Raw genomic sequence first — 21,267 nt, forward strand, 5'->3', positions numbered from 1 at the left:
TTCTGATTCTTTTTATGAAAAGTTATATTTTAGATAAAACACACAACATCAGCTTAATATTCAACAATATAAACGAAATTATTTGTGAATAAATCTAAAATTAACAACATCAACATTTAAAATAGGTTGATTTGCACCATACAGCTAATCTAATTAATTACATTAATGTACACATACTTTAATTTATAAATAAATTTAACTTTAAATTCTGCTAGTTGAATCTTATTCAATTATTTTTATAGTGTTTCATATCAACTACCATTTCTACTTCTACCATTAGCGATTATGGTTTATTTGTATGACTTTTAAATAAAAGAAAATATATTATGAGTAAATTTGAAAAAAATTGTTTAATTTTGGTAGATGGTTCTTCTTATCTTTACCGAGCTTATTATGCTTATCCCCCATTGATTAATAGCATAGGAGAACCAACTGGAGCAATATATGGTGTGTTAAATATGCTTAAAAGTCTGCTTATTAAATATAACCCGACTACTATGGCAGTAATTTTTGACGCCAAAGGAAAAACTTTTCGTGATGAACTTTTTAAAGATTATAAAGCTCATCGAGAACCAATGCCTGAAAAGTTACGATGTCAAACAACGCCTTTATATGAGATGATTAAGGCAATGGGTATTCCTCTCTTAGTTGTAGAGGGTGTAGAATCTGATGACGTCATTGGAACTTTAGCACTATCAGCAGTACGTAATGGGCAAAATGTACTAATTAGTACTGGTGATAAAGATATGGCACAGTTAGTATCATCAAACATTACTTTAATTAATACTATGTCAGGTATAGTTTTAGATCCAGAAGAAATAAAAAAAAAATTTGGAGTTCCACCGAAACTTATTATTGATTATCTAGCACTAATGGGTGATAAGTCTGATAATATTCCCGGAATTCCAGGAGTTGGTAAAATAATTGCTCAAACATTATTGAAAAAACTAGGCTCTTTAAAAGTCATATATCAACAATTAGATAAAATTGAACACTTAAATTTTCGTGGTGCTAAAACTATGGCAATTAAGTTGAAACAACATCAAAAAACCGTGTTGCTTTCTTATCAATTGGCTACAATTAAGACTGATGTCACACTGGATTTGCCTTATGATTACCTAATAATTAAACAACCTATAATCAATGTACTAATACAATTTTTTCAACGATATGAATTTAAGCGTTGGTTAAGTGATGTGACTTCAAATACATGGATAAGAAGTACTAGACAATGTGCTGTCAACTCACCATTGATATTAACAACAGATAATTCCATCACCGATGATAGAACGATTACCAGTTCACTACAAACAAAATGTCAAATTATTTATGATTTAGTAATTTTAAACACTTGGATAAATACACTGCGTCAAGCTGGTCAATTTGTCTTTAATATCCAAACGGATGGATTAAATATCTTAACCACTAATTTAATAGGATTATCTTTTTCCATCAAATCAGGGATAATTAGTTATCTTCCTTTTAAAAAAAATTTAGATACGTCAAAGTATTTAGATTGTACAGTAGTTTTAGATATGCTGAAACCTATATTAGAAGATTCTAGTATTTTAAAAATTGGTCATAACTGTAAATTTAATCACAGGATATTAAAACGCCATAACATAGAGTTAAAGGGCATTTCGTTTGATATTGTATTAGAATCTTATGTATTAGATAATTTTACACATTCTTACAATATAAGAAATTTAATAAAAAGATATTTGTTACGTAATAAAACCATGAATTTTAAAGATGAAGATCATATAAAACATCAGAAATGTGCTGTTGATACTCAAATAAGTATGGGAAACTGTATTGCAATCCATATTTCTGAAACTAACATGACTTTAAAATTACATCAACAGTTGTGGTCTCAAATTGAATACTTTCCGGATCTAAAAAAGGTATTTCAAGAAATAGATATGCCTTTAATACCAGTATTGTCTCGTATCGAACATGCTGGAGTTTTAATTGATAAAAACATTCTTACTACACATTCTTCAGAATTAACGATCCGTTTAAAAACACTAAAAAATCAAGCATATCAATTAGCAAACGAATCTTTTAATCTATCTTCGACAAAAGAACTTCAGAAAATTTTATTTGATAAGTACAAGATGCCAATTTTGAAAAAAACTTTGGGTGGAGTGCCATCAACTGATGAAGAAGTATTAACTAAGCTAGCATCAAGTTATCCATTAGCAAAAATAATTTTAGAATATCGAAGATTATATAAGCTTAAATTTACTTATGTTGATAAATTGTCTAAAATGATTAATGTGAGATCAAAAAGAATACATACTTCATACCATCAAATTATGACTGCTACTGGACGTCTCTCTTCATGTAATCCAAATTTGCAAAATATCCCAATACGTGATTCTGAAGGACGACGAATTCGTCAGGCATTTATTGCTCCACCAGGTATGTTGATTATGTCAGCAGATTACTCACAGATTGAATTACGTATCATGGCCCATTTTTCCCGTGATTTAGGATTATTACATGCTTTTTCTATTGGCAAAGATATTCATTGTGCTACTGCTGTAAAAATATTTGGTGTACCATTAGAACAAGTGACATATGAGCAACGTCGTAAGGCTAAAATTATTAATTTTGGATTAATGTATGGTATAAGCATCTTTGGTTTAGCACGTCAATTATCAATATCGCACTTGCAGGCAAAAAACTATATAGAGTCATATTTCCAATCTTATCCAGGTGTTCTAAAATATGTGGAACATACTAAAAAACTAGCTCGCGATCAAAGCTATGTTTCAACTCTAGATGGTCGTCGATTTTATTTATCCGATATGTATGTAGATCGGAATGGTACACGAAAAAAAAACGTAGAAAGAGTTGCTATCAATGCTTCAATACAAGGTACTGCTGCCGATATCATTAAACGTGCCATGATTTCAATTGATCACTGGATACAAAATGAAGCACCGCCGGTACGAATGATTATGCAAGTCCACGATGAATTAGTATTTGAAGTACAAAATGATGCTATTCAATATATTCAAACCCGGATCAAAGAATTGATGGAGGGCTGTTATACTCTAAACGTACCATTACAAGTAATGGTGAATATTGGTAATAGTTGGGCAAAAGTTCATTAGACGAATGCTAGTTTATGTAAACATATGTTTGTATATAATTGTATAAAATTTCTATTTTTTTCGAATAAAAAATGATAAACAAAAAGAGTATTTTGTTTGATTATAGGATTGAGTAATATTTTATGCGCAATTCAATAATTTTGAATTCTAACTGTTATGTTTTATGTTTAAAATGTATCGAGCTACAGCTAATATTCGTATTTAACATTCGATTTTTTTGGAACACTGTTGCACCGCATTTTTTATTATTTTAGTCATGTATTCATAAAATTTCACGATTTTCATTTATCTTAGAATATAAAAACTAACCAACTACTGAAAATCATAATTGTTGGAATCCATCTATTATCAATCTTTTAAAAGATTATATTTCCTGATAATGTTATTATTCAATATATCGATGTGTTATGGAAAACAAACATTTTAAACTACGTTATTTTATTCTTTTTAGTCAATATAAAGTAAAATTTATTTATACTCATTAAAGTTATAGATTTTCAATTATGTAACATACTTTTTTTAATCTATATAAAAAGCAGGATTCATATCTTATGTCATAATTTAAGGGTATTTATAGAAAAATAAGATTTATAGAAGACATAAATTTTATGATTTCATACGAGCAGCCTATTTTCTTTATAAAATTGACATTTTGCGTTAAATTTTTTTTAAAAACCTTTAATCTTTATCTTCGTCAAGATGATTTTTATATGATAGTCATAATTCTATTATACACTTTTAATAAAAGGTATACTTAATAAAAGGTATACTTTAAGTTAAAACACTCATATTATTTGTTAAGCGAATTAGCTTACCATAAGAGACTCCATATTATATTTTCATAATAAGAGAAACATTATTGTTTCACACAATGAATAGTTAATTACAATATTACATATAATATAATTATTTCATTCTAAGTAATTTTAATAAATTTACTGTAATTCTTTTAAAGGTGCTCAAATATAATGAATATGTATTAAAATTAAAAGTACAGACTTCCAATTCTAGAATAAATAAACTATCAGTTAATAAAGTATCTATTAAATAGGACAGTTAAGTTAATGTTAAACAAAAAGCTAAGTGTAGCTGTTCTTGCTGCCGGAAAAGGAACTCGTATGTTGTCTGCTTTACCTAAGGTATTACATCCTATTGCGGGCAAAGCAATGTTACAACATGTCATTGATACCGCTAAGCAATTAGATAAAAATTGCATTTATTTAGTTCATAGTTATGAAAATAAAAGATTGTATGAACAAGTTTTAAAACAAGACAGCAGTAATCTGTTTTGGGTGCAACAAACAGAGCAATTTGGTACTGGTCATGCCATGAAACAGATATTACCATATCTCAATTTTACAGAAAACATTTTAATTTTATATGGTGATGTTCCATTAATTTCGTATTCTACATTAAAACGAGTTTTAGCTTCTTATTCAGAAGGTGGTATTGGACTGTTAACTGCACATGTACCTAATCCAGATGGATATGGACGAATTATACGTGAAAACGATATAGTAATGCGTATTGTGGAGCAAAAAGCTACTAATGAACAGCAGCGAAAAATAGCAGAAATAAATACAGGTATATTAGTAACTAGCAGCGCTGATCTAAAACGTTGGTTAGAGAAATTGACCGAACGTAATGCACAAGAGGAATGTGATTTAACAGATATCATCGAAATTGCTAGACAAGAAAAAAGTAAAATTAACACGGTCCAACCAGACCATCTTAGCGAGATTATCGGAGTAAATAATCGACTTCAACTTTCACAGTTAGAGCGAATGTATCAGTGCGAACAAGCAGAACGTTTATTACTCGCTGGTATAATGATAGTAGATCCAGAAAGATTTGATCTACGTGGTACATTATGGCATGGAAGTGATGTATCTATTGATACCAATGTGATTTTAGAGGGTAAAATTATAATTGGTAATCGGGTAATGATTGGCACAGGTTGTTTTCTGAAAAATGTCATCATTGGAGATGATGTGACAATCCAACCTTATACGATCATAGAAGATGCACGATTAGCAGCACGTAGTGTCATAGGACCGTTTGCTCGTCTGCGTCCAGGTAGTGAATTAGAAGAAGGAGCATATGTGGGAAACTTTGTTGAGCTTAAAAATACTCGGTTGGGTAAAGGCTCAAAAAGTGGACATCTTAGCTACTTGGGAGATGCAGAAATTGGAGAACAAGTAAATATCGGTGCTGGTACAATTACATGTAATTATGATGGTGCTAATAAATATAAGACTGTTATCGGCGATGATGTATTTATTGGATCTGATACCCAGTTAGTAGCGCCAGTAACAGTGGGAAATAGTGCTACTATTGGTGCCGGCACAACGGTAACCCAAGATGTCTCCAATGGAGAGATGATCATTAGTCGAATACGTCAATTTCCAATTCCCCACTGGAAACGACCAGTAAAAAAATAAAGACACAGTTATAGAAAAAACAGGACTCCCATAAGGAATTTTACCTATTGTTTGGTTGGAAATAATTTTATGAATCATAGTATATAATATTTAATCGGTTTAATTATATTTGGACTTAATAATGATATATGTGCTTTTAAATCAGGAAATTTTGTGCAATGTGTGGAATAGTTGGTGCAGTTACACGACGTACTATTACTGAGATCTTATTGGAAGGATTGTCTCGTCTTGAATACCGAGGTTATGATTCAGCCGGTTTAGCAGTGGTAGATCAACACGGTTATTTACAGCGTTTGCGCCGAGTAGGTAAAGTAAGTGTCTTAATTTCGGCTGTTAAACAGCACATGCTGTTGGGAAATATTGGCATGGCTCATACTCGTTGGGCTACACACGGTAAACCAACAGAAAGAAATGCTCATCCTCATGTTTCTGATCATATCATAGTAGTACACAATGGGATTATTGAAAATCATACACTTTTGCGTCAGCAATTACGCGATCGAGGTTATATTTTTTTTAGCGACACTGATACGGAAGTAATTGCACATCTTATACATTGGGAACAACATCAGAAAGGCGGTACTTTAGTAGAAGCGGTACGACGAGCATCTCATATATTGAATGGTGAATATAGTACGGTGATTATGGATAGCCGTAATCCTAAGTCTTTAATTGCAGCAATGTTTGGTTGTCCATTAGTGATCGGACGTGGTATCGGTGAGAATTTTATTGCTTCTGATCAGTTAGCTTTTCTTTTTATAACTCGTTGTATCACGTTTTTAGAACAAGGTGATATTGCTGAACTCACTTCTGATACTATTCAAGTATGGAATAAATCAAGACGAATGATTCAGAGATCAGTCATTCAATCACAAGTTAAATATGAAGTAATCGATAAAGGTTTATATCGTCATTATATGCAAAAAGAAATTTTTGAGCAACCACAAGCAATTAAAGATACTTTAAAAGGTCGTATACATCATGGAAACATTGTATTTTCAGAATTAGATCAACAATCTGCTAGTATTGTATTAAGTCAAGTACAACACATACAGATCATCGCATGTGGTACTTCTTACCATGCAGCTATGGTTTCTCGATATTGGTTTGAATCATTGGCTGATATACCTTGTGACGTAGATATAGCTTCCGAATTTCGTTATCGAAAATTTGCCTTGCGTCCAAATACGTTACTAATCACAGTATCTCAATCCGGTGAAACCGCCGATACTTTAGCAGTCTTACGATTAACAAAAAATTTTGATTTTCTTGGTTCTTTGACTGTTTGTAATGTTCCTTCTTCCTCATTAGTTAGAGAATCAGACATAGTTCTAATGACTCGAGCTGGTATCGAAATTGGAGTGGCCTCTACTAAAACATTTACTACTCAATTAACATTATTATTAATGTTAGTAGCCTATTTTAATAAATTGCGCGCTATAGATAATCAGATAGAATCAAATATCATTGATGCTTTACAAATGTTGCCAATGCGGATAGAACAAATTCTATTATTTGGTAAATCTATTAAAATGATTAGTAAAAATTTTAAAAATGTTCATCATGCTATTTTTTTAGGCAGAGGTGATCTATATCCAATAGCCATGGAAGGAGCGCTAAAGTTAAAAGAAATTTCTTATATCCATGCTGAAGCTTATGCTGCTGGAGAATTGAAACATGGGCCGTTAGCACTAATAGATACTAATATGCCGGTTATTGTAATTGCTCCTAATAATAAATTAATAGAGATATTAAAATCTAATATTGAAGAAATTTGTACCCGAGGTGCTAAACTTTATATTTTCTCTGAAAAAAACATTAAGTTTACTGTGAAAAAAAATATAAAAATTATTTCTCTACCATACGTAGAACAGATCACAGCACCAATTTTTTATACCATACCCATGCAACTACTTGCTTATTATATCGCGTTAGTTAAAGGTACTAATATTGATCAGCCACGTAATTTGGCAAAATCGGTCACTGTAGCATAAATCAGATAATAAAAATATTTCATTTACCAATATGCCAATAGTTAAACTGGTATAATATCTGCTAGTGATAGGAGGATATATGCTAAGTGATATATTAATATTATTAATATGTGTTTCACAATGTGAAAAGAAGTATTTCATATAAATATGAATTCAATTAATCTCATGTGTCTCTAATTATAATTAGAGTAATCTATATTATATAAAAAGTATGTCATTACATAGTCTTTATATAAAACAAATAATGAAATATGTTCTTTTTTCTATACATACAAAATATTATGAGCAATCTCACTAACTGGAAACCTAGTACATCGATAATTAATTTATTCAAACGGGCTAAGATTATAAAAAAGATTCGACTATTCTTTAATAATCGTGGGTTTCTTGAAGTAGAAACACCAGCCATGAGTCAATCAACTGTAACAGATATTCATCTTACATCTTTTCAAACCTATTTCATAAAACCGGGAGGAATAGATACCATTCCACTTTATTTAATAACTAGTCCAGAATATCATATGAAACGATTGTTAGCCGCTGGAAGCGGGCCAATTTTTCAGTTGTGTCGTAGCTTCCGCAATACAGAAATGGGTCGCTATCATAATCCTGAGTTTACTATTTTAGAATGGTATCGCCCTGATTATGATATGTTTCATCTCATGGATGAATTGGACGACTTGTTGCTACAGATTTTAGATTGTGAAAATGCTGAAAGAAATTCCTATCAGGAATTGTTTAGTCGTCATCTAGGAATTAATCCCCTATCTTCAGATACACACTCACTATATGATGTAGCGATTAGATTAAATGTAATAGAAAAAAAAAATATACAGTATTACGATCATGATACTTTACTGCAATTATTATTTTCAATAGTTGTAGAGCCGAACATTGGACATGACAAACCAGTGTTTGTTTATCATTTTCCTGCTTCGCAAGCCGAATTAGCTAAACTAAATACTGAAAATCGGCAAGTAGCAGATCGATTTGAAGTATATTTTAAAGGCGTTGAATTAGCTAATGGTTTTCGTGAATTAACTGATGCAAATGAACAGTATCAACGTTTTATAGAAAATAATCGTAAACGATCTGAATTGAATCTTATTGAGCAACCTATAGATAAAAATTTATTAATGGCCTTGGAACAAGGAATACCGGAGTGTTCAGGGATAGCTTTAGGTATTGATAGATTAATAATGTTAGCAGTACATGCTAATCAATTAAGTGAGGTAATAGCCTTTTCACTAGGACGTGCCTAATTGACACGTTTTCAAATAAAATAAATTAATGATAATAACTAAATTATAATAACTAACTATATGTGATTTTAATATGTATATCAACTAATCCAATAATATATATAGTATGTATTAGGATAGATTATTTAGGACAATTCAAAGTAATTCCAAATTTTTTCGCCTGTATTTCATTTTAATCATGTATGCTTTCAACAGTAGAACTGTATCATTATTATGTAAATAACATTAAATAATAGCAAACAGCCAATAAAAATTAGCATATAATAACAATATGCATCATTCATTATCAAACAAACAAATAAAAACTATGGAATTCTCTAGCTCTAAAAAATTTAGTAGAATCTAGCATTAATCTCTAAAAATGTCTAAATTTAATACATGTATTTTTGTTAAATCATATGATTATTTTTATCAATGAAAAACTGTAGCATTTTTATTGCTAGATGAGATGATCTTTATGCTGCTACAGAAGCATATTTATTAAAACTAATATGTGGAATATCAGATTCTATTTCGACAGTAATTACTTCTGGAAAAGTTTTACAAATATAATTTACCTCTAATACGTCATTAATAAAGGTATTTCCACTAACTATTATTCTGTCATACCTTTGTATATACCGAGATTTTTAATAATTTTTTTAGATTTTATAACTAGCGATAATGTAGAGAGAATGTAGAGAAAACAACGCTGGACATTGTATCCATTTCATAATATCGTTTACTTATAGGATATATATTTGTTAACGTAATATTACTGACCTTATTAATGATAATATATTTAATTTTTTTAAAAAACACTGTTCTCACCTATGCTTTTTTTATTAAAAAATTATTTTATATGATCGATTAGCAATATAAATAATTTAATTTTAAAATAATTAACAATATTTAAAATTAGCTAAGTAAAAATAAATCAGTATAATTTATTTTTACAAATTCTATCAACAAAGAGATATAAAGAAAGAAAATGACGGTGCGGACGGGGTTCGAACCCGCGACCACCGACGTGACAGGCCGGCATTCTAACCAGCTGAACTACCGCACCATTTTTTTAAAAATCTTTTAAGATCTTATCTTGAGATAGAATATTTATTGATTAATATAATCAACCTACTACCAAATACATAAATTTGAAAAAGTTTTTAAATATTTTATGGCTCTTATCTTAAGTTTTAATCTTTAACTATAATGAGTGACCTGGCAGTGTCCTACTCTCACATAGGGAAACCCTACACTACCATCGGCGCTACGATATTTTACTTCTGAGTTCGGAATGGAATCAGGTAGGTCTACCGTGCTATTGCCGCCAGGAAAATTTGTTCATTAAATGTACAATATTAACATGTTATATATTTTTTTAAAATATATGCGAATATTGATTTAATGTTTGATATCAAACATATATAAATATATACATACATAATGTCAATGTAAATTTAAAATTTACATTGATGTCTTTTAAACAGCTTAAGTGTTGTGAAGTTAAGCCTCACGGGTCATTAGTATTGGTTAGCTCAACACCTCACAGTGCTTACACACCCAACCTATCAACGTCATCGTCTTTAACGTCCCTTTAGGAAGCTTATAGCCTCAGGGAAGATTCATCTTGAGGCAAGTTTCCCACTTAGATGCTTTCAGCGGTTATCTTTCCCGTACTTAGCTACCGGGCAATGCTATTGGCATAACAACCCGAACACCAGAGGTACGTCCACTCCGGTCCTCTCGTACTAGGAGCAGCCCCTCTCAATCTTCCAACGCCCACGGTAGATAGGGACCGAACTGTCTCACGACGTTCTAAACCCAGCTCGCGTACCACTTTAAATGGCGAACAGCCATACCCTTGGGACCTGCTGCAGCCCCAGGATGTGATGAGCCGACATCGAGGTGCCAAACACCGCCGTCGATATGAACTCTTGGGCGGTATCAGCCTGTTATCCCCGGAGTACCTTTTATTCGTTGAGCGATGGCCCTTCCATGCAGAACCACCGGATCACTAAGACCTGCTTTCGCATCTGCTCGAGCCGTCACTCTCGCAGTCAAGCTAGCTTATGCCTTTGCACTAACCTCACGATATCCGACCGTGATTAGCTAACCTTTGTGCTCCTCCGTTACATTTTGGGAGGAGACCGCCCCAGTCAAACTACCCACCAGACAGTGTCTTCGATCCGGATAACGGACCAGAGTTAGAGTATCAAATATTAAAGGGTGGTATTTCAAGGATGGCTCCATATAGGCTAGCGCTTACACTTCATAGCCTCCCACCTATCCTACACATTAAGATTCAATATTCAGTGTCAAGCTATAGTAAAGGTTCACGGGGTCTTTCCGTCTTACCGCGGGTACACCGCATCTTCACGGCGAATTCAATTTCACTGAGTCTCGGGTGGAGACAGCCTAGCCATCATTACGCCATTCGTGCAGGTCGGAACTTACCCGACAAGGAATTTCGCTACCTTAGGACCGTTATAGTTACGGCCGCCGTTTACCGGGGCTTCGGTCAAGAGCTTTTCCTTAACGGATAACCCCATCACTTAACCTTCCGGCACCGGGCAGGCGTCACACCGTATACGTCCACTCACGTGTTTGCACAGTGCTGTGTTTTTAATAAACAGTTGCAGCCAGCTGGTATCTTCGACTGGTTTCAGCTCGAGGAGCAAGTCCTTTCACCTAATACCAGCGTGCCTTCTCCCGAAGTTACGGCACCATTTTGCCTAGTTCCTTCACCCGAGTTCTCTCAAGCGCCTGAGTATTCTCTACCTAACTACCTGTGTCGGTTTGGGGTACGATTCAATATGATCTGAAGCTTAGAGGCTTTTCTTGTAAGCGTAGCATCAATTCCTTCATTACCGTAATAATTCCTTATCACGCCTCAATGTTAAGAAAGAACGGATTTGCCTATTCTTTCCATCTTCACGCTTAAACCGAGACAACCGTCCCTCGGCGAACCTAGCTTTCTTCGTTCCCCCTTCGCAATCATATTGAGTACAGGAATATTAACCTGTTGTTCATCGACTACGCTTTTCAGCCTCGCCTTAGAGGTCGACTCACCCTGCTTCGATTAACGTTGAACAGGAACCCTTAGTCTTTTGGCGAGCAGGTTTTTCACCTGCTTTATCGTTACTTATGTCAGCATTCGCACTTCTGATACCTCCAATATATTTTACAATATATCTTCACAGGCTTACAGAACGCTCCCCTACCCAACAAATACGTAAATATTGTTGCCGCAGCTTCGGTGCATAGTTTAAGCCCCGTTAAATCTTCCGCGCAGGCTGACTCGATCAGTGAGCTATTACGCTTTCTTTAAATGATGGCTGCTTCTAAGCCAACATCCTGGCTGTCTAGGCCTTCCCACATCGTTTCCCACTTAACTATGACTTGGGGACCTTAGCTGGCGGTCTGGGTTGTTTCCCTTTTCACGACGGACGTTAGCACCCGCCGTGTGTCTCCCATGATAACATTCTACGGTATTCGGAGTTTGTGTCGGATTGATAATCCGGGATGGACCTCTAACCGAAACAGTGCTCTACCCCCATAGATGAATTCATGAGGCGCTACCTAAATAGCTTTCGGGGAGAACCAGCTATCTCCCAGTTTGATTGGCCTTTCACCCCTAGCCACAAGTCATCCGCTAATTTTTCAACATTAGTCGGTTCGGTCCTCCAATTAGTTTTATCTAACCTTCAACCTGCTCATGGCTAGATCACTGGGTTTCGGGTCTATATCCTGCAACTAAGCGCCCAATTTAAGACTCGGTTTCCCTACGGCTCCCCTATTCGGTTAACCTTGCTACAGAATAATAAGTCGCTGACCCATTATACAAAAGGTACGCAGTCACATTTTAAAAAATGCTCCTACTGCTTGTACGTACACGGTTTCAGATTCTATTTCACTCCCCTTGCCGGGGTTCTTTTCACCTTTCCCTCACGGTACTGGTTCACTATCGGTCAATCAGGAGTATTTAGCCTTGGAGGATGGTCCCCCCATCTTCAGACAAGATATCACGTGTCTCGTCCTACTCGTTGAACCTACAACTGACTTATTTTCGGATACGGGGCTATCACCCTTTTTTGCCAAATTTTCCAATTTGTTCTCCTAATATATCAATTGATATATGGCTCTCGGGCTGTTCCCCTTTCACTCGCCGCTACTTAGGGAATCTCAATTGATTTCTTTTCCTCAAGGTACTAAGATGTTTCAGTTCCCTTGGTTTTCCTCGTTAAGCTATTGATTGACTTAACGATGATGCAACGCATTGCATCGGGTTTCCCCATTCGGATATCGTCGGCTTATAACGTTTCATATCGACTGACCGACGCTTTTCGCAGATTAGCACGTCCTTCATCGCCTCTGATTGCCTAGGCATCCACCGTGTACGCTTTTTCACTTAACTCCACAACCTTGAGCTGTCTATTATCGAATAATAGTAAAAACTATAGACTAAAGATTTGATAAAAAATCCTATAAATTTCAATATTTTTCAAATTGTTAAAGAACGACATTATATTTCTTGTATAATGTTAATTTGATGGAGCTAAGCGGGATCGAACCGCTAGCCTCCTGCGTGCAAAACAGGTGCTCTCCCAATTGAGCTATAGCCCCTCTATCATTGCAAAAAATTCGATTATTGATTTAAATCATATCAACATAAAAATGAAACTACATTATTATTTATTAACTTATATAAGATAATATACGCAGTAATATTTTTTATTTTAAAAATGAGAAATAAGATTCAATATATTGAATTTTTCAAAACAACTATTATATGTATAAACAATACCAATAAGATAAAAAGCTTTTGGTAGGCCTGAGTGGATTTGAACCACCGACCTCACCCTTATCAGGGGTGTGCTCTAACCATCTGAGCTACAAGCCTATAAAGGTTTTTATATATAGTCATATCAAGTAATTTGTGTGGACACATCATCTCGACATATCTCTAGTAAGGAGGTGATCCAACCGCAGGTTCCCCTACGGTTACCTTGTTACGACTTCACCCCAGTCATGAATCACAAAGTGGTAAGCGCCCTCCAATAATGGTTAAGCTACCCACTTCTTTTGCAATCCACTCCCATGGTGTGACGGGCGGTGTGTACAAGGCCCGGGAACGTATTCACCGTGACATTCTGATACACGATTACTAGCGATTCCGACTTCATGGAGTCGAGTTGCAGACTCCAATCCGGACTACGATGTACTTTGATGAGGTTTGCTAGCTCTCGCGAGATTGCTTCTCTTTGTATACACCATTGTAGCACGTGTGTAGCCCTACTCGTAAGGGCCATGATGACTTGACGTCATCCCCACCTTCCTCCAGTTTATCACCGGCAGTCTCCTTTGAGTTCCCGACCGTATCGCTGGCAACAAAGGGCAAGGGTTGCGCTCGTTGCGGGACTTAACCCAACATTTCACAACACGAGCTGACGACAGCCATGCAGCACCTGTCTCAGAGTTCCCGAAGGCACTAAAGCATCTCTGCTAAATTCTCTGGATGTCAAGAGTAGGTAAGGTTCTTCGCGTTGCATCGAATTAAACCACATGCTCCACCGCTTGTGCGGGCCCCCGTCAATTCATTTGAGTTTTAACCTTGCGGTCGTACTCCCCAGGCGGTCGATTTAACGCGTTAGCTTCGAAAGCCATGGCTCAAAGGCTACAACCTTCAAATCGACATCGTTTACAGCATGGACTACCAGGGTATCTAATCCTGTTTGCTCCCCATGCTTTCGTGCCTGAGCGTCAGTTTTCGTCCAGGAGGCCGCCTTCGCCACTGATATTCCTCCAGATCTCTACGCATTTCACCGCTACACCTGGAATTCTACCTCCCTCTACGAAACTCTAGTCTGCCAGTTTCAAATACAGTTCCTAGGTTAAGCCCAGGGATTTCATACCTGACTTAACAGACCGCCTACGCACTCTTTACGCCCAGTAATTCCGATTAACGCTCGCACCCTCCGTATTACCGCGGCTGCTGGCACGGAGTTAGCCGGTGCTTCTTATTGTAGATAGCGTCAATCAAAAACGCTATTAACGTTACTGACTTCTTCTCTACTGAAAGTGCTTTACAACCCGAAGGCCTTCTTCACACACGCGGCATGACTGCATCAGGGTTTCCCCCATTGTGCAATATTCCCCACTGCTGCCTCCCGTAGGAGTCTGGACCGTGTCTCAGTTCCAGTGTGGCTGGCCATCCTCTCAGACCAGCTAGGGATCGTCGCCTAGGTGAGCCATTACCTCACCTACTAGCTAATCCCATCTGAGTTCATCCGATGGTGTGAGGCCTAATACATAGGTCCCTCACTTTGGTCTCACGACATTATGCGGTATTAGCTACCGTTTCCAATAGTTATCCCCCTCCATTGGGCAGATCCCCAGACATTACTCACCCGTGCGCCGCTTGCCGGCAAAAAAGCAAAACTTTTCCCCGTTGCCGCTCGACTTGCATGTGTTAGGTCTGCCGCCAGCGTTCAATCTGAGCTATGATCAAACTCTTCAATTTAAAACAATCTTAATAATATATATTAAAACTAATAATAAGTTTTAATTTTTATCGATATTGTCTCGTTCTGTGTCCACACAGATTACCTGACAGATTTTAAAAGAACATCGGTGCTCGATTAAGATTATGAGCACAACCTATATATAATACATCTTGCTTATTCAGTGTCAAGTTTTTTCATTAATTTCTTTTGAAATTAGTGATATATTTTCACTAAAATTTAAATCTTTAATTAAAATAATATTTTAATTTAATTAGAAATTTTAATTTCAAAAATAGCATATAGCGTTAATTGCTACTCAATTAACTGAATAAATAAAATTTAAGTGGATTAAACTAAACTATTGAAAATAAAATTCCTTTTATTATAAAAGTTTATCTTTTAATAAGGCACTCTATGATAGATATTAATTCCATTTATTTGATTAAGTAAAATAAGTAAATAATTACAATATATGTTATATGCTCATTTACATTATATAATTGTCATATAGATCTAATATTATTAGATATTTTAATCATAAAAACTGTATATTATATAAATTCCATATATAATATCTGTTAATTGTTTAATAATGTTCATAATAAGTTATCTAATTAAAAAAGAAATTAATGAAAAAACTTGACACTGAATAAACAAGATGTATTATATATAGGTTGTGCTCATAATCTTAATCGAGCACCGATGTTCTTTTAAAATCTGTCAGGTAATCTGTGTGGACACAGAACGAGACAATATCGATAAAAATTAAAACTTATTATTAGTTTTAATATATATTATTAAGATTGTTTTAAATTGAAGAGTTTGATCATAGCTCAGATTGAACGCTGGCGGCAGACCTAACACATGCAAGTCGAGCGGCAACGGGGAAAAGTTTTGCTTTTTTGCCGGCAAGCGGCGCACGGGTGAGTAATGTCTGGGGATCTGCCCAATGGAGGGGGATAACTATTGGAAACGGTAGCTAATACCGCATAATGTCGTGAGACCAAAGTGAGGGACCTATGTATTAGGCCTCACACCATCGGATGAACTCAGATGGGATTAGCTAGTAGGTGAGGTAATGGCTCACCTAGGCGACGATCCCTAGCTGGTCTGAGAGGATGGCCAGCCACACTGGAACTGAGACACGGTCCAGACTCCTACGGGAGGCAGCAGTGGGGAATATTGCACAATGGGGGAAACCCTGATGCAGTCATGCCGCGTGTGTGAAGAAGGCCTTCGGGTTGTAAAGCACTTTCAGTAGAGAAGAAGTCAGTAACGTTAATAGCGTTTTTGATTGACGCTATCTACAATAAGAAGCACCGGCTAACTCCGTGCCAGCAGCCGCGGTAATACGGAGGGTGCGAGCGTTAATCGGAATTACTGGGCGTAAAGAGTGCGTAGGCGGTCTGTTAAGTCAGGTATGAAATCCCTGGGCTTAACCTAGGAACTGTATTTGAAACTGGCAGACTAGAGTTTCGTAGAGGGAGGTAGAATTCCAGGTGTAGCGGTGAAATGCGTAGAGATCTGGAGGAATATCAGTGGCGAAGGCGGCCTCCTGGACGAAAACTGACGCTCAGGCACGAAAGCATGGGGAGCAAACAGGATTAGATACCCTGGTAGTCCATGCTGTAAACGATGTCGATTTGAAGGTTGTAGCCTTTGAGCCATGGCTTTCGAAGCTAACGCGTTAAATCGACCGCCTGGGGAGTACGACCGCAAGGTTAAAACTCAAATGAATTGACGGGGGCCCGCACAAGCGGTGGAGCATGTGGTTTAATTCGATGCAACGCGAAGAACCTTACCTACTCTTGACATCCAGAGAATTTAGCAGAGATGCTTTAGTGCCTTCGGGAACTCTGAGACAGGTGCTGCATGGCTGTCGTCAGCTCGTGTTGTGAAATGTTGGGTTAAGTCCCGCAACGAGCGCAACCCTTGCCCTTTGTTGCCAGCGATACGGTCGGGAACTCAAAGGAGACTGCCGGTGATAAACTGGAGGAAGGTGGGGATGACGTCAAGTCATCATGGCCCTTACGAGTAGGGCTACACACGTGCTACAATGGTGTATACAAAGAGAAGCAATCTCGCGAGAGCTAGCAAACCTCATCAAAGTACATCGTAGTCCGGATTGGAGTCTGCAACTCGACTCCATGAAGTCGGAATCGCTAGTAATCGTGTATCAGAATGTCACGGTGAATACGTTCCCGGGCCTTGTACACACCGCCCGTCACACCATGGGAGTGGATTGCAAAAGAAGTGGGTAGCTTAACCATTATTGGAGGGCGCTTACCACTTTGTGATTCATGACTGGGGTGAAGTCGTAACAAGGTAACCGTAGGGGAACCTGCGGTTGGATCACCTCCTTACTAGAGATATGTCGAGATGATGTGTCCACACAAATTACTTGATATGACTATATATAAAAACCTTTATAGGCTTGTAGCTCAGATGGTTAGAGCACACCCCTGATAAGGGTGAGGTCGGTGGTTCAAATCCACTCAGGCCTACCAAAAGCTTTTTATCTTATTGGTATTGTTTATACATATAATAGTTGTTTTGAAAAATTCAATATATTGAATCTTATTTCTCATTTTTAAAATAAAAAATATTACTGCGTATATTATCTTATATAAGTTAATAAATAATAATGTAGTTTCATTTTTATGTTGATATGATTTAAATCAATAATCGAATTTTTTGCAATGATAGAGGGGCTATAGCTCAATTGGGAGAGCACCTGTTTTGCACGCAGGAGGCTAGCGGTTCGATCCCGCTTAGCTCCATCAAATTAACATTATACAAGAAATATAATGTCGTTCTTTAACAATTTGAAAAATATTGAAATTTATAGGATTTTTTATCAAATCTTTAGTCTATAGTTTTTACTATTATTCGATAATAGACAGCTCAAGGTTGTGGAGTTAAGTGAAAAAGCGTACACGGTGGATGCCTAGGCAATCAGAGGCGATGAAGGACGTGCTAATCTGCGAAAAGCGTCGGTCAGTCGATATGAAACGTTATAAGCCGACGATATCCGAATGGGGAAACCCGATGCAATGCGTTGCATCATCGTTAAGTCAATCAATAGCTTAACGAGGAAAACCAAGGGAACTGAAACATCTTAGTACCTTGAGGAAAAGAAATCAATTGAGATTCCCTAAGTAGCGGCGAGTGAAAGGGGAACAGCCCGAGAGCCATATATCAATTGATATATTAGGAGAACAAATTGGAAAATTTGGCAAAAAAGGGTGATAGCCCCGTATCCGAAAATAAGTCAGTTGTAGGTTCAACGAGTAGGACGAGACACGTGATATCTTGTCTGAAGATGGGGGGACCATCCTCCAAGGCTAAATACTCCTGATTGACCGATAGTGAACCAGTACCGTGAGGGAAAGGTGAAAAGAACCCCGGCAAGGGGAGTGAAATAGAATCTGAAACCGTGTACGTACAAGCAGTAGGAGCATTTTTTAAAATGTGACTGCGTACCTTTTGTATAATGGGTCAGCGACTTATTATTCTGTAGCAAGGTTAACCGAATAGGGGAGCCGTAGGGAAACCGAGTCTTAAATTGGGCGCTTAGTTGCAGGATATAGACCCGAAACCCAGTGATCTAGCCATGAGCAGGTTGAAGGTTAGATAAAACTAATTGGAGGACCGAACCGACTAATGTTGAAAAATTAGCGGATGACTTGTGGCTAGGGGTGAAAGGCCAATCAAACTGGGAGATAGCTGGTTCTCCCCGAAAGCTATTTAGGTAGCGCCTCATGAATTCATCTATGGGGGTAGAGCACTGTTTCGGTTAGAGGTCCATCCCGGATTATCAATCCGACACAAACTCCGAATACCGTAGAATGTTATCATGGGAGACACACGGCGGGTGCTAACGTCCGTCGTGAAAAGGGAAACAACCCAGACCGCCAGCTAAGGTCCCCAAGTCATAGTTAAGTGGGAAACGATGTGGGAAGGCCTAGACAGCCAGGATGTTGGCTTAGAAGCAGCCATCATTTAAAGAAAGCGTAATAGCTCACTGATCGAGTCAGCCTGCGCGGAAGATTTAACGGGGCTTAAACTATGCACCGAAGCTGCGGCAACAATATTTACGTATTTGTTGGGTAGGGGAGCGTTCTGTAAGCCTGTGAAGATATATTGTAAAATATATTGGAGGTATCAGAAGTGCGAATGCTGACATAAGTAACGATAAAGCAGGTGAAAAACCTGCTCGCCAAAAGACTAAGGGTTCCTGTTCAACGTTAATCGAAGCAGGGTGAGTCGACCTCTAAGGCGAGGCTGAAAAGCGTAGTCGATGAACAACAGGTTAATATTCCTGTACTCAATATGATTGCGAAGGGGGAACGAAGAAAGCTAGGTTCGCCGAGGGACGGTTGTCTCGGTTTAAGCGTGAAGATGGAAAGAATAGGCAAATCCGTTCTTTCTTAACATTGAGGCGTGATAAGGAATTATTACGGTAATGAAGGAATTGATGCTACGCTTACAAGAAAAGCCTCTAAGCTTCAGATCATATTGAATCGTACCCCAAACCGACACAGGTAGTTAGGTAGAGAATACTCAGGCGCTTGAGAGAACTCGGGTGAAGGAACTAGGCAAAATGGTGCCGTAACTTCGGGAGAAGGCACGCTGGTATTAGGTGAAAGGACTTGCTCCTCGAGCTGAAACCAGTCGAAGATACCAGCTGGCTGCAACTGTTTATTAAAAACACAGCACTGTGCAAACACGTGAGTGGACGTATACGGTGTGACGCCTGCCCGGTGCCGGAAGGTTAAGTGATGGGGTTATCCGTTAAGGAAAAGCTCTTGACCGAAGCCCCGGTAAACGGCGGCCGTAACTATAACGGTCCTAAGGTAGCGAAATTCCTTGTCGGGTAAGTTCCGACCTGCACGAATGGCGTAATGATGGCTAGGCTGTCTCCACCCGAGACTCAGTGAAATTGAATTCGCCGTGAAGATGCGGTGTACCCGCGGTAAGACGGAAAGACCCCGTGAACCTTTACTATAGCTTGACACTGAATATTGAATCTTAATGTGTAGGATAGGTGGGAGGCTATGAAGTGTAAGCGCTAGCCTATATGGAGCCATCCTTGAAATACCACCCTTTAATATTTGATACTCTAACTCTGGTCCGTTATCCGGATCGAAGACACTGTCTGGTGGGTAGTTTGACTGGGGCGGTCTCCTCCCAAAATGTAACGGAGGAGCACAAAGGTTAGCTAATCACGGTCGGATATCGTGAGGTTAGTGCAAAGGCATAAGCTAGCTTGACTGCGAGAGTGACGGCTCGAGCAGATGCGAAAGCAGGTCTTAGTGATCCGGTGGTTCTGCATGGAAGGGCCATCGCTCAACGAATAAAAGGTACTCCGGGGATAACAGGCTGATACCGCCCAAGAGTTCATATCGACGGCGGTGTTTGGCACCTCGATGTCGGCTCATCACATCCTGGGGCTGCAGCAGGTCCCAAGGGTATGGCTGTTCGCCATTTAAAGTGGTACGCGAGCTGGGTTTAGAACGTCGTGAGACAGTTCGGTCCCTATCTACCGTGGGCGTTGGAAGATTGAGAGGGGCTGCTCCTAGTACGAGAGGACCGGAGTGGACGTACCTCTGGTGTTCGGGTTGTTATGCCAATAGCATTGCCCGGTAGCTAAGTACGGGAAAGATAACCGCTGAAAGCATCTAAGTGGGAAACTTGCCTCAAGATGAATCTTCCCTGAGGCTATAAGCTTCCTAAAGGGACGTTAAAGACGATGACGTTGATAGGTTGGGTGTGTAAGCACTGTGAGGTGTTGAGCTAACCAATACTAATGACCCGTGAGGCTTAACTTCACAACACTTAAGCTGTTTAAAAGACATCAATGTAAATTTTAAATTTACATTGACATTATGTATGTATATATTTATACATGTTTGATATCAAACATTAAATCAATATTCGCATATATTTTAAAAAAATATATA

4 protein-coding genes, 5 tRNA genes and 5 rRNA genes are annotated in these 21,267 nt (G+C 37.6%); 8 read left to right on the forward strand and 6 right to left on the reverse strand.

Going from position 1 to position 21,267, the window contains the following annotated elements:
* Positions 1 to 326: 326 nt before the first annotated feature.
* The 4 genes from polA (at position 327) to epmA (ending at position 8,819) form a co-directional block, all read left to right on the forward strand.
* Complete coding sequence (gene polA, locus ACICP0_RS03220) at positions 327 to 3,122, forward strand: DNA polymerase I (RefSeq protein WP_395479888.1); 2,796 nt, start codon at positions 327 to 329, stop codon at positions 3,120 to 3,122.
* A 1,064-nt stretch (positions 3,123 to 4,186) separates the two neighbouring features.
* Entirely contained in the window at positions 4,187 to 5,563 is a 1,377-nt protein-coding gene (gene glmU, locus ACICP0_RS03225) for a bifunctional UDP-N-acetylglucosamine diphosphorylase/glucosamine-1-phosphate N-acetyltransferase GlmU (RefSeq protein WP_395479889.1), read from the forward strand.
* Between the two features lie 158 nt (positions 5,564 to 5,721).
* Entirely contained in the window at positions 5,722 to 7,557 is a 1,836-nt protein-coding gene (gene glmS, locus ACICP0_RS03230; RefSeq protein WP_395479890.1) for a glutamine--fructose-6-phosphate transaminase (isomerizing), read from the forward strand.
* Between the two features lie 281 nt (positions 7,558 to 7,838).
* Positions 7,839 to 8,819, forward strand: a complete 981-nt coding sequence (gene epmA / locus ACICP0_RS03235; RefSeq protein ID WP_395479891.1) for an elongation factor P--(R)-beta-lysine ligase — start codon at positions 7,839 to 7,841, stop codon at positions 8,817 to 8,819.
* Between the two features lie 974 nt (positions 8,820 to 9,793).
* Here epmA and ACICP0_RS03240 read toward each other — a convergent pair.
* The 6 genes from ACICP0_RS03240 to ACICP0_RS03265 form a co-directional block, all read right to left on the reverse strand.
* Positions 9,794 to 9,867, reverse strand: a tRNA-Asp gene (locus ACICP0_RS03240).
* A 150-nt stretch (positions 9,868 to 10,017) separates the two neighbouring features.
* Positions 10,018 to 10,133: ribosomal RNA gene (gene rrf, locus ACICP0_RS03245) — 5S ribosomal RNA — on the reverse strand.
* A gap of 167 nt (positions 10,134 to 10,300) precedes the next feature.
* Positions 10,301 to 13,215 (reverse strand): 23S ribosomal RNA (locus ACICP0_RS03250).
* Between the two features lie 136 nt (positions 13,216 to 13,351).
* Positions 13,352 to 13,424: transfer RNA gene (locus ACICP0_RS03255), tRNA-Ala, on the reverse strand.
* Positions 13,425 to 13,624: 200 nt separating this feature from the next.
* A tRNA-Ile gene (locus ACICP0_RS03260) sits at positions 13,625 to 13,701 on the reverse strand.
* Between the two features lie 67 nt (positions 13,702 to 13,768).
* Positions 13,769 to 15,321: ribosomal RNA gene (locus ACICP0_RS03265) — 16S ribosomal RNA — on the reverse strand.
* 793 nt (positions 15,322 to 16,114) lie between these two features.
* Here ACICP0_RS03265 and ACICP0_RS03270 point away from each other — a divergent pair.
* From ACICP0_RS03270 to ACICP0_RS03285, 4 genes are all read left to right on the forward strand, one after another.
* Positions 16,115 to 17,667, forward strand: a 16S ribosomal RNA gene (locus tag ACICP0_RS03270).
* Between the two features lie 67 nt (positions 17,668 to 17,734).
* Positions 17,735 to 17,811, forward strand: a tRNA-Ile gene (locus tag ACICP0_RS03275).
* Positions 17,812 to 18,011: 200 nt separating this feature from the next.
* Positions 18,012 to 18,084 (forward strand) — tRNA-Ala (locus tag ACICP0_RS03280).
* 136 nt (positions 18,085 to 18,220) lie between these two features.
* Positions 18,221 to 21,135: ribosomal RNA gene (locus ACICP0_RS03285) — 23S ribosomal RNA — on the forward strand.
* Positions 21,136 to 21,267: the final 132 nt, after the last annotated feature.

This window comes from Candidatus Curculioniphilus buchneri endosymbiont of Curculio glandium, from assembly GCF_964275155.1.
Lineage (GTDB): Bacteria > Pseudomonadota > Gammaproteobacteria > Enterobacterales > Enterobacteriaceae > Curculioniphilus > Curculioniphilus buchneri.

Coding starts and splice junctions, on each gene's coding strand:
- polA (WP_395479888.1), top strand. CDS start 327: ATGAGTAAATTTGAAAAAAATTGTTTAATTTTGGTAGATGGTTCTTCT.
- glmU (WP_395479889.1), top strand. CDS start 4,187: ATGTTAAACAAAAAGCTAAGTGTAGCTGTTCTTGCTGCCGGAAAAGGA.
- glmS (WP_395479890.1), top strand. CDS start 5,722: ATGTGTGGAATAGTTGGTGCAGTTACACGACGTACTATTACTGAGATC.
- epmA (WP_395479891.1), top strand. CDS start 7,839: ATGAGCAATCTCACTAACTGGAAACCTAGTACATCGATAATTAATTTA.